The organism is Mesorhizobium sp. ArgA1 (assembly GCF_053714375.1).
The window spans coordinates 72,457-83,233 of record NZ_JBSKBQ010000018.1 but is presented as its reverse complement, the minus strand read 5'-3'; the positions used below and the strand labels follow the sequence as shown (position 1 = coordinate 83,233).

Here is a 10,777-nt window from a genome sequence, read left to right as displayed (position 1 = left end):
AATGCCGGCGCGCGCGGCTATGTGCTGAAAGGCGTCGGTTCGAAGGCGCTGGCCGAAATCCTCAGCAATGTCGCGGCAGGCGAAAGCTATGTCTCGCCGACGCTGTCGGCCGGCGATCCCTTGCAGGGACTTACCGAGCGGGAGACAGACATTCTGAGCCTGGTGGCGAAGGGCTTGAGCAACAAGGAAGTCGCCGCACGGCTTTCACTGCAGGAGAAGACGGTCAAGCATCACATGACGCGGGTTCTGGCCAAGCTCAATGTCCGCAACCGCACCGAGGCGGCGCTGCTGGTGCGGGGCGCGGCTGAGCGGGGGAGCCAACCTTGCGCGTTCAAGGTTAAAGCGCCTCTAAGCCGCCCGCAAATCGATAACCGCCATTTGCCGACCGCTTCGGCCGAGCATCGAGACGGTTCCCATAGATTCGCCGCACGTTGACGGAATAGGACTGCAGTCCTATCTCGTTCGGATGTTCAAACTGCCTGAGATCACCTATCCCTTGGCGATCGACACGATTGGCAAGATGCTCGCCCTTGGGCATGAGGCGACCATCCATTGCCTGAACACCGGTTGTCACCGTGAAAGCCGGCTCAACCTGGTCGCGCTAGCCCATCGCATCGGCCTCGATCATTCCTGCATGGTGAAGGACCTGCAGCCGTTCTTCTATTGCCCGAAATGCCGAGCCGCGGGCCGCGATGGCAAGCGCATCGGCCTCATACATCACACGCTCTCCGCGCCCCATTCGGAGTGGCCGCGCACACGGGAGGAGTGGCGCGAGACCGTCGGGCGAGCGCGCGCATAGGGCAGGGCAAGCAATCGGCCATTGTGGCCTGAACGATCCGTGCGACTGGTGATTGTCCCGTCAACTCAGGATGACTACCGCTTCCGTTCAGAGAGCAACGAGCGCCCTCCCAAGCAATTTCGATCTGCGCATTGCGCCGCCTAGACCGTTTGCCCCGTGGGGGCGCGAACAACGCGATAAGCGTAGGGACTAGTTGCCCACAATGTTGGCCTAAGCTACGTTATCGGTGGACGAGAATTCAAACCCCTCGTCAGCCTTTGATGAGATTTGCGCCCGCTGGCTCCGGCCAGCGGGCTTTTTGGTTGGCAACGAAAGCCGGCGCTTGCCTTAGGCGTTATCTAAATTCTTATGAAAATACCCCGGTCCTCCTTAGCGTGCGAGAAACGACTTGGATGGAAGCGCCGGGAAGGTTGGCAACGGAAAGATTAGCGCCGCGTCATATTAGCAGCGATCGGCATGGGTTGGTCATCTTAGCGCCAGCTTCAACATTAGACAGCGGATGGCGGCCCCTGCCGAGCAGCCATCTCGGATACACTCGAAAGAATCCGCCGGGAGCGCTCTATAAGTAGGCGGTTCCGCTCGATGAGTTCCTGCGTTTCCTTGATGGCGAGGAGGCTTTTCCGCTCCGTTTCATCGAAGTGGCTAACCAGCTTTTTGGTGTCGTCGATCTGGTGCATGACAATGGCCGCCTTCAGATCCCGAAGCCTCCGCCCGCGTTAGAAACTCGCGAGGCCGGAAACTGTTCCTTCAGAACGGTGTCACGCGCCATAAGCGCGCCGGACGCAGCGGCGGAAACGTGCTGGCACTAGCCGATCGGGCGTGCGCAGGCAGTGCTCGACAGCTACGACAACCAGAAAGGCGCGAAGCCCGAAGACGTGCGTCACGCTTTGAAAGGCTGGGCCTTTTCACTGTTCTTATGAGCGCCATCTTTGGCGCGGCCTACATCCTCATCGAGCTGTAAGCAGGCCGGGCTTCAAATGCTGATGGAATGACCGGTGCGACCCGGGGTTTTGGGTTGTAGGCCGCACCGGACACTGCGGGTTGAGTGGACCCCTCCCGCACAGCCTAAAATATTGTGTATTAGCAAGCGCAACTAAGCTTACCCAGCGTAGGTGGGCGCACAGGCCCGGTCCCGTTCCACTGGATGTCGGCCCGCTTGCCGGCGATGGTCTTGATTGACTTCAACAGCGGCTCATGGACCTCACGAAGCGCGCGTAATGGTCGCTGTGGTACGCTAGCAGCGGACTGACGATGCTCTTGGTCGCCTCCGCCGCCACCGAGTGAAACAAGCGGGGTCTGTCAAATATACAATCGCCCTTACATGCCCTTAAGGCCTCGGTGCGGACCCAAGCGCCGGGGCCTTTTTAGCGACCTGCCTAGCATTGGTTTCTTCGGATATCTGTTTCAGGAATAGCTGCGCGTATGTGGCCCATTCGAGGGCGGTAACGCCGTGTTCGTTAGCCGACGCTTTAAATGTCTCGCGCAACGCAGCGAGATCAAAGACCGATATCCGCCCAGTGTCCGCTTGCATCCTCGTTTCCCCACGATTGAATGCTGACAAATCGCTTGCCGGTCTTAAGGTTCCGCTCTGAACAAGATTATGGTTGCCATCCTGCGCACCCGAACATGTCGTCAAAGCGCGTTCCATACCCCTCAGAGGAATCGGAATGGAGTTTTTAGACATTCGTTTATCTATTCGTGATTTCTAATAAACATATGGCATTCAATGCTCTCATCCGGATCTGGGTTGTTTTGGGCCGCCTCAAACGCGCCACGAACGGTAACGTTGCCGTCACCTTCGCCTTCACCTTGCCGGTCGTGGTCGGCGGCGCCGGCCTCGGTATCGAGACGTCCTTCTGGTACTACAGCAGCCTCAAGCTGCAGGCCGTCGCCGATGCCGCGGCCTATGCCGGTGCGCTCGAGAAAGTCGCGGGTTCCGACAAGCCGACCATCATCGCCGCCGCCACGCAGTCCGCGACCTCGAACAATTTTGCCGCGCCGGGCACCATCCAGGTCAACACACCGCCATTGTCTGGCCCGAACGCCGCGAAGAAGGCGGTGGAGGTCATCGTCAAGCAGAACCTCGATCGCTACTTCACGGCGATTTTCAACAAGGGGCCCGTTGCCGAACAGGCAAGGGCGGTGGCGCTGATCACCGATGCCTCCAAGGCCTGCGTACTGGCCCTCAATCCCTCCGCCTCGAAGGCGGCGCTCTTTTCCGGCAACACAAGTGTCAAACTGACCGGTTGCTCGGTCATGTCGGACTCGACTGCCGCAGACGCCATCAAGCTGCAAGGCTCGGCAGCTCTGCAGGCCGATTGCCTGATATCGGTAGGCGGCGTCTCTCTGAGCAACCCTGTTACGAGCGTCTGCGCCGCGCCGATCACCCAGGCGTTGCCCGCCGCCGATCCTTTCGTCAATCTGCCGACGCCGACGGCCGGCAACCCGTGCAAGACTGTCGGCAACAAATCGTCGCAAACACTCCAGCCTGGCACCTATTGCAGCGGCATGGATCTAAAGGGCAATGTCACCCTGCAGCCCGGCGTCTATGTCGTGCAGGGCGGTATGAAGGTCAATGCCAACGCGGTCATCGCGGGCAGCGGGGTAACCATCTTCATGGCAGGCAGCAACACCGTCAGCATGAACGGCAACGCCAAGGTGACGCTGAGCGCGCCGACATCCGGAACCTATTCCGGAGTGCTGTTCTACGGCGACAGGACTGGCACTGCGGCGCAGAGCACCTTCAATGGCACCGCGGACTCGCTTTTCACCGGCGCCATCTATTTTCCCAAGCAGCAGGTCAACTACCTTGGCAACTTCTCGGGGAACGGCGGCTGCACTCAGGTCGTCGCCAACACCATCCAGTGGTCAGGCAGTACGACCATCAAGCAGGACTGCACCAGCCTCGGGATGAAGGACATTCCGGCGACGCAGTCGGTGCGGCTTGTCGAGTAGCACGATGGGCCGGCATGACGTCCATTTTGCGGAGCAAGTCCGGGTTACCGCCGTGGAATTCGCTTGCCCACGCCTCTCTCCCCAACGGCAGTGAGTCCAGAGCGGAACATTAGCGCTCTCTAACAGTTAATTCGCCGGGTGTTCCGAAATCACGATTGGCTGAGCGATGGCGGTACTGGCGTTCGATCTCGTCTATTTTTCCGGACTGTCCGTAGACGGCGTGCTAGGCTGCGGCGTTTCGCTGCTAGCGTGTCTGTTGCTTTTTAAAGCTTTGGCTACGGACCCACCCTAACCGCCGGGCTACCGCCCGTTTCGATGACCCTCCAGGGGGGACGACTGGATTCACGAGATTGGCTGATGTAAGCCTGTTGACAACGCGGCCCGCGCCACTCGAAAGGGAGCGCGGGCCTGACCGTCGACAGGTCGACAGCGTCGGGAGACACTGCGATTTTCCAACTTCCTCGCCTCACGCTGGTTCCGGCCGGTGGCCATTTTTTGTTCGCGGTTGGAACTTGCGAGCCGGCGGATGGGCAGCCAAATTGCTTAGTTGCGCAATCGCTAATATGCAATATTTTAGGCAAGTGCGGGAGGGGTCCAATCAACCCGCAGTGACCGGTGCGGCCTGCACCCCAACAAGAGAGCCCGGGTCGCGCTGGTCATTCCCTCGCCGTGTGAACAATCCAGTCCACCAAATCGCAATTGACCGCAGCTAACCCGGTGTATGTCGTCGCCATTTTGGTAGCGTATTCTCGCCACCGGATCTCCGGGATGTTCTCTTCCTTGACCGCTTTTTGGAAGGTGGACCGCAGAATGTCGGCATCGATTGCATTCGGAGTTCGTTTCGCCATGGTTCCTCGCTCACCTAGGGGGCGAAAGCAGCTTTCCCACGCGCGGCAGCCATTGCAAATGGTTTACGGAGGGGAATCTCACTACCTGATTAATCAGATGGAACTAAAACGCCCTTTCGTCGTTTCGGGGTGCCAGCAGGGATACAAATGGTTGACGCGTCGGTTCTGGTCGTTGAAGACGAGCCATTGATTCTGCTCGATCTCGAAACAGGACTGGAAGAAGCTGGCTTTCATGTCGTTGGCGTCACCAGCGCTGCTAGAGCCCTTGAAACCTTCGATGCCGATCCTGGATCATTCAAGGCGCTAATTTCGGACATCCGGTTAGGTGAGGGCAAGTCCGGATGGGAAGTTGCCCGCCACGTGCGGCAAGCCAACGCGATGATGCCTGTGATCTATATCAGTGGCGACAGCTCGCCTCACTGGGGCTCGGAAGGTGTTCCAGAGAGCGTGATGATCACCAAGCCGTTTGCGATGGCTCAGCTCACTACGGCCCTATCTACCCTCCTCAACCAGCAACATCCGCCGCCGCCGCGCGAACCAGATTGATGGGTCTGTCGACTATATATAATCGCCCGTAATACCCGCTGCGAGACGGTTGCCAGCAACGGCATGTTCCCGGAAGGCCTATGCCGCCGGGGCGCTGCCTGGTCTCCCGGCGGACGGCTATTTCTCGTGTTGCTTCGCCGCAACAGGCCATTGAAAACGCCTGAAGGCTGGGAAGACAGATATTGCCGTTAGGACGTTGCTCCTATAGCCGCTTGATGCGTAACACGGAGCCTGCCATGAAATCGATTCTGCTCGCGACCGCAACTCTCATTGCTTCTACTGGCGGCGCTTTCGCAGCTGACGTTCTAGCCTCGGACCCGGTGGCGTCTACGTACAACTGGACGGGGCTCTACGTCGGGGCTCAAGCCGGTTACGAGTGGGCGAGGACCAGCTACAGTTTCAACGGCCCTTTCGCCCCTTACCCAAGCGGGACTTTTACTCCAAGCGGCTTTGTTGGTGGCCTGTACGTTGGCTACAATCACCAATTCGACTCGCCGCTTGTCGTTGGTGTGGAAGGCGATATCGAATACGCCAATGTCAAAGGCAGTTTTAACAAGCCAATTTTAAGTTTGGCTGCCGGTAGCGCCGATTTGCGCTGGCAAGGCTCCGCGCGCGTTAGGGTCGGATACGCCTTCGATCGCTTCCTGCCCTATGTTACCGGGGGCGTTGCCTTTGGCAATTTCCGCTTTGAGGGCGGCCCGGACCCGGCAACTTTGCAATCTTGGACGAAGACCAAAACCGGTTGGACCATCGGTGCCGGATTGGAGTACGCGTTCGCTGATAAATGGAGCGCGCGACTGGAGTATCGCTACACTGACTTCGGGACCGCAAGCGGAAATGAGGCCCCTGCCTTTCCGGATGTGATCGAACATATGAAAATTCGAGACCACGCAGTTCGCGTTGGTGTGAGCTACAAGTTTTAATCTGCCCACTTGGCCTCTGCCATTGCGACCGTCGAAAAGCTCACCAGCAAGCCAGAATGAACCCCTAGCCCTACCCTCGTTTATGCCGAGCGCACGATTGAGATTTTCGCTCTGCTGGTCCGTCGGCCCGTACGCTGTGAACAGCTCCCATCCTCGCCGCGGTCAAACGGCCGGCGCGGTTTGGCGAAACCAAAGCCGGCGTCCTTGGTGCAACCTTCAGGCTCGCAGACGTGCCCAAGCGTGCTTCGCGCACGCGTTTGGATCGCATCGCCAGGGCGTGCTGCCTCAATCTCGGTTCCATGGGCAGGCGGGTAGGCGCCGGCTTCGGCCGGCTGGAGTTCATCGAGCCATTGATGCCCACCCCCGGGGGAGACGACTGGCTGCATCAGGTGAAGTTCCACGGCTACCGCTCGCAAATCGTCAGGGATGCTGGCGGCGTGCGCATCTTCACCCGCCGCGGACTGCCTGGACATGGAAGTACCGCGACCTCGCCAAGGCCGTCGGCGCTCTCAGCGTCGAGAGCGCCATCATCGACGGGAGGTAATCGTCACGAACGAAGCCGGGCTGTCCGATTTCAAGGCGCTTCGCAGTGCCATCACAAGGCGCCAGCATGACCTCTATTTCGTCGCCTTCGATCTGCTTCACCTCGACGCACGACCTCCGCGACATGCCGCTAGAGGACCGCCGCGAGGTCCTTCACGCGGTGATCCCGGCCGGCGGTCGTATCCAGTTCAGTCAGACGCTACCAGGAGATGCGAACGCCATCTTCGAACTGGTCGACAAAGCCGGGCTAGAGGGGGTGGTATCGAAGCGCCGTGACAGCAAATATCGCAGCGGGCCGCTCGACAGCCTGGCTGAAGATCAAGAGCTACATGGTGGAAGAATACGACCTGCTCGGCGTCGAGCGAGAGCCGGGCAAGCCGGCCTTCGCCCTGATGGCCGATCGGGAGACCGGGCAAGATGTCGGCTCGGCCTTCATCAACTCGCGCGGTGCAATCCGAGACCGCCTGTGGAAGCGCGTCCAGGAGCACGCCGGCCCGGCGCCAAAGGGAATTAAGAGGCCGGCGGCGCAATGGTCAGGCCTGCGCATCCTTCCCTCCCATGCGTTCCGCAATCCTGCAGGGGAGATATTCAGCGGAAGCTAATTTAACCGCGCGGTTGGCCCTTCGGTCCTGGCGAGCTTTCTGCCGGGTGTGCGGACAATCTGGCGGATCGCGGATCTTTCAGCCAAAGGGACTTCTTTTTTATTTCGAGTAGCTCGGCTCGAGCGCCGTCGTCAGTGGTCGCTTGGCTACCCTTCGCAGCAATCACGTAGTCGGCTCTATTCGTTCGGTAGTCTCCCTTTTGCACCGCCATCGTTTCCTCCCCAGTCCGCGCAGCGTTTCCCTCCTTTGGCACGGAAGATCCACTAACTGCCGGTGCGCCGCGCGAGTCTAGCAATTGGGGATTGTATTAAAATGATACAGATCGCAGGAGCAATCGCGATTGGATGCCGACCTTCGAGAGAGGGCTTAGGGGACTTCAGTCTTAGTTGAGCTATCGCTAATGCGCCTGTAGCTTGGGCAGTGCGGGAAACCCGAATACCAAAGTCCATGGTAGCATCGAGCCTGTTCGCCGCATCGTCGGAAGGCTGTCCTAAGTGCTCTCAACTGTATTGCGGGAAAAGCTGGTTTGCGATTGCGGTCGCACCGGGTATTTGAAACTACGAGAAGACAATCAGCCCCTCGGCGGCGCATGGGAATCTTACAGTTTGGAGGGTTTCAATGGCGGCAGCCTGACGATCACTAGTTCGGGAAATATTCCAGGGGACAAGTTGGCCTATCTCCATCCTTTGTGTCCGCAATGCAGTCAGTGGGGCAGGGTGAAGTATGCCAATCGTGCCTGAACAGGCGACGGCGCAGTAGCTGGGACGGCGATTTTCGCCGTCGTATGAATTGTTTTCGCGTCCGTATCTCACTTCCCGCCGAACTGGCATTTCTCCATTTCCAAACTCACAAGTCCGATCTGCGGCCACCTCGCTGATGAAGTAAAGCCCTTTCAAAAGGGGAGAGGCCTATGGCGTGGAACGGCGTGCAAAAAGGCGGGTTCACTTCGTGCCGCATCTCGGTCATTCCGGCCGACTTGACCGCGTACCAAAAGCGGGCTTGCTGGTGCCGACGCCAGAAGCAGTCGTCGATGCACAGAAATCGGCTTCCTCGAAATATTTGGCCTTCAGCCATGTGGTCGACGCTCCGCTCCTGTAGCGGCTGTCAGCGCGTTTCGAGACGATCCGCAGCGGCATAGGCGTACGCCTTTTGACGTTAACTATTCATCGAATTGGCTGTTGACGCGCCCGGGTGAGTAGTTAATAAATTGCTAATATAGGGGTAGCGTCAAGAAGCTCCTGGTCAGCAACAACGAGTTACGGCGCTACTAGGGTTGGGGAGACGCAACGCGAAATTGCTAAGCCCTGGCAGCAATTGCCAGAGCTATCGTCAGCTTGTGAAATTGCCATAGTGGGGTGGCCATTCACGGGATGGGCTGCCGCTTTGCGCCTGGTAGTCTGAGGATCTCTCTCCCTGAAACGCTGCGCGCCGACCCTTACGGCATGGGTAGTTAGCCGTTGCGCACGGCCAACGGGCTGGCGCCGGACGCGTCTGCCGTCAGGGGGGATACAATGGCCACACAGATCGCCGGTGCCGGTGGCACCACGACGTCGTTTTCCAACACGCCGCAGGCCAAGGATGACGTCTTCAACTATACTGAAGACAATGTCGTCATCGTTTCCGCCTCCCAGTCCATCATTCTTTTGGATGTGATGGCCAACGACCTTGGGGGAAACGCCAAGACCCTCTATTCGGTTGATGACGGGACTTCAGACTCGACCTCCACCAAGCAATACGCGCCGATCGATCTGACGACCCAGGACGTTCAGGCGACCGGCATCTCCGCCTGGGAGTGCATAGGCGGCGGCGTCTACATCCGGATCAACAACGGCAAGGTCGAAATGGACCTTAGCCAGTATCTGCAGCAGCATGGCTTCGCCAGCCTGCAGGCGCTTACCGCGACCGACCGGATCAACGAGACCTTCACCTACGCGATCAAGCTCGGCAACGGAACGCTGAGCTGGGCCAGCGTGTCCGTCAATATTCAGGGCACCAACGACGGCGCGACGATCACCGCGGCTGCCAACGTCGACAACACTGTCGTGGAAGCGGGCGGCGTCGCCAATGGCACGCCTGGCGACGCCAGTGCGCACGGACAGCTGACCGTTTCGGACGTCGATGCCAATCAGAACAATTTCCAGGCGCCCCCGAGCCTGCAAGGCACTTACGGCACCTTCACCTTCGACACCACGACGGGCGCCTGGATCTACGCGCTCAACCAGGCCCTTGCCGACCCGCTGAAGCAGGGCCAGCAGGTAACCGACACGCTCCAGGTGAAATCGGCGGACGGCACCGCCACCTACAACATCGTCGTCAACATCACCGGCAGCAACGACGTGCCTGTCATCAATGGCGTGCACACCGGTTTGGTGACCGAGGACGTCGCGGTTGTCGCCAACAAGCTGAGCGCCAGCGGCGCGCTGACAATCAATGATGCCGACCAGGGTCAGTCGAACTTTGCCCCGCAGGCCAGCGTGGCCGGCAGCAATGGCTACGGCACCTTCACCCTGGACGCAGCCGGGAACTGGACCTATAGCGCCAGCAACACACAGGCTGCGATCCAGCATCTCGCCGCCGGCCAATCGGTCACCGACAGCTTCACCGCCGTTTCTTCCGATGGCACCGCCGGCCAACTCGTGACCGTCACGATCTACGGTACTAACGACAAGCCGACCATTACGGTCGCCGGCACCGACGCCGACGGCGCGGTCATCGAGGATTCCGCATCTCCGATCCTGTCTGACACCGGCACCATCGCCTTCAGCGACCTCGACCTCATCGACGTCCACACCACCAGTGTCACGGCCGCCGCCGCGAATACGCTGGAGGGCACCCTCATCATGGGCGCAGCCAGCGAGAATGCCCTGACCGAGCCCGGGACGGTCGGCTGGACCTATCAGGTCGCCAACGCCGCAACCCAGTACCTGGCGCAAGGCCAGACTGCGACCGAGAAGTTCACCGTCACCATCGATGACGGCCATGGCGGCACGGTCAGTCAGCTTGTCACCGTCACGATCACCGGCACCAACGACGCGCCCAACATCACCGTTGGCGCTGGCGATAACGCTGCCACCGGCATCAATGAGGCCAACCTGCCCCTCAGCACCAGCGGCACACTAACGGTCACGGACGCCGATCTCTCCGACACGGTGAGCGCGAGTGTGACCTCGGTGTCGCTCGGCGGCACCCTGGGTGGCCTGAACAGTGCCGCTGTCATCAACATGCTGACGGTGTCGCCGGCCTCGCTGACGGCCGATTCGGGCGAGACCCACAATTTGACGTGGTCGTTCAACTCATCTCCGCAGGCCTTCGATTTCCTGGCCGCCGGCGAGACGCTGACGCTCACCTATACGATCAAGGCCGACGACGGTCATGTGGGTGGCACTGACACACAGACAGTGACAATCACCATCGTCGGCACCAATGACGCGCCGCTGATCACCTCCGATCCACAGTCGGGCAGCGTCTCGGAAGGCGACGACCTGCCGACCTCGGCACAGCAGGCAAGCGGCCAGGTTACCTTCTCCGACGTCGATGCCAGCGACAGCCACAGCTTCTCGG

Annotated in this window: 10 protein-coding genes and 1 pseudogene; 8 read left to right on the top strand and 3 right to left on the bottom strand. The window is 59.7% G+C overall.

Annotated features, from left to right (window positions below; all coding sequences use genetic code 11):
- A partial coding sequence (locus ACWGTI_RS27235) for a LuxR C-terminal-related transcriptional regulator (protein ID WP_454589980.1) occupies window positions 1–435 on the top strand: 435 nt, incomplete at its 5' end.
- A 61-nt stretch (window positions 436–496) separates the two neighbouring features.
- Window positions 497–799 (top strand): hypothetical protein, encoded by a 303-nt coding sequence (locus tag ACWGTI_RS27230; RefSeq protein WP_454589979.1) that lies wholly within the window; start codon window positions 497–499, stop codon window positions 797–799.
- 488 nt (window positions 800–1,287) lie between these two features.
- Here ACWGTI_RS27230 and ACWGTI_RS27225 read toward each other — a convergent pair whose 3' ends face one another.
- Entirely contained in the window at window positions 1,288–1,476 is a 189-nt protein-coding gene (locus ACWGTI_RS27225; protein WP_454589978.1) for a hypothetical protein, read from the bottom strand.
- 1,039 nt (window positions 1,477–2,515) lie between these two features.
- Between ACWGTI_RS27225 and ACWGTI_RS27220 the strand changes: the two genes are divergently transcribed.
- Entirely contained in the window at window positions 2,516–3,754 is a 1,239-nt protein-coding gene (locus tag ACWGTI_RS27220) for a pilus assembly protein TadG-related protein (protein ID WP_454589977.1), read from the top strand.
- A gap of 656 nt (window positions 3,755–4,410) precedes the next feature.
- Here the strand turns inward: ACWGTI_RS27220 and ACWGTI_RS27215 are convergent.
- Complete coding sequence (locus ACWGTI_RS27215) at window positions 4,411–4,602, bottom strand: hypothetical protein (RefSeq protein ID WP_454589976.1); 192 nt, start codon at window positions 4,600–4,602, stop codon at window positions 4,411–4,413.
- 147 nt (window positions 4,603–4,749) lie between these two features.
- On the opposite strand from ACWGTI_RS27215, the gene ACWGTI_RS27210 reads away from it, so the two are divergent.
- Together ACWGTI_RS27210 and ACWGTI_RS27205 are read left to right on the top strand one after the other, a co-directional pair.
- Window positions 4,750–5,148 carry a response regulator gene (locus tag ACWGTI_RS27210; RefSeq protein WP_454589975.1) on the top strand — a complete coding sequence of 133 codons (399 nt, stop codon included), beginning with the start codon at window positions 4,750–4,752 and terminating at the stop codon, window positions 5,146–5,148.
- Between the two features lie 236 nt (window positions 5,149–5,384).
- A complete protein-coding gene (locus ACWGTI_RS27205; RefSeq protein ID WP_454589974.1) occupies window positions 5,385–6,071 on the top strand; it encodes an outer membrane protein in 687 nt (228 codons plus the stop codon).
- A gap of 447 nt (window positions 6,072–6,518) precedes the next feature.
- On the opposite strand, the gene ACWGTI_RS27200 is transcribed toward ACWGTI_RS27205, so the two are convergent.
- On the bottom strand, window positions 6,519–6,716 hold the full coding sequence (locus ACWGTI_RS27200; protein ID WP_454589983.1) for a hypothetical protein: 198 nt from the start codon (window positions 6,714–6,716) through the stop codon (window positions 6,519–6,521).
- Between ACWGTI_RS27200 and ACWGTI_RS27195 the strand changes: the two are divergent.
- The 3 genes and pseudogenes from ACWGTI_RS27195 to ACWGTI_RS27185 form a co-directional block, all read left to right on the top strand.
- Window positions 6,682–6,849: pseudogene (locus ACWGTI_RS27195) on the top strand (hypothetical protein); the annotation flags it as partial. The gene ACWGTI_RS27200 and the pseudogene ACWGTI_RS27195 overlap by 35 nt on opposite strands.
- 37 nt (window positions 6,850–6,886) lie before the next feature.
- Complete coding sequence (locus tag ACWGTI_RS27190) at window positions 6,887–7,216, top strand: hypothetical protein (RefSeq protein ID WP_454589982.1); 330 nt, start codon at window positions 6,887–6,889, stop codon at window positions 7,214–7,216.
- Window positions 7,217–8,727: 1,511 nt separating this feature from the next.
- A partial coding sequence (locus tag ACWGTI_RS27185) for a VCBS domain-containing protein (RefSeq protein WP_454589973.1) occupies window positions 8,728–10,777 on the top strand: 2,050 nt, incomplete at its 3' end.

What these genes read in the sequence shown, in the direction of transcription:
- ACWGTI_RS27225 (WP_454589978.1), bottom strand. Translation starts at nt 1,476, where the DNA reads ATGCACCAGATCGACGACACCAAAAAGCTGGTTAGCCACTTCGATGAA.
- ACWGTI_RS27220 (WP_454589977.1), top strand. Translation starts at nt 2,516, where the DNA reads ATGGCATTCAATGCTCTCATCCGGATCTGGGTTGTTTTGGGCCGCCTC.
- ACWGTI_RS27215 (WP_454589976.1), bottom strand. Translation starts at nt 4,602, where the DNA reads ATGGCGAAACGAACTCCGAATGCAATCGATGCCGACATTCTGCGGTCC.
- ACWGTI_RS27210 (WP_454589975.1), top strand. Translation starts at nt 4,750, where the DNA reads ATGGTTGACGCGTCGGTTCTGGTCGTTGAAGACGAGCCATTGATTCTG.
- ACWGTI_RS27205 (WP_454589974.1), top strand. Translation starts at nt 5,385, where the DNA reads ATGAAATCGATTCTGCTCGCGACCGCAACTCTCATTGCTTCTACTGGC.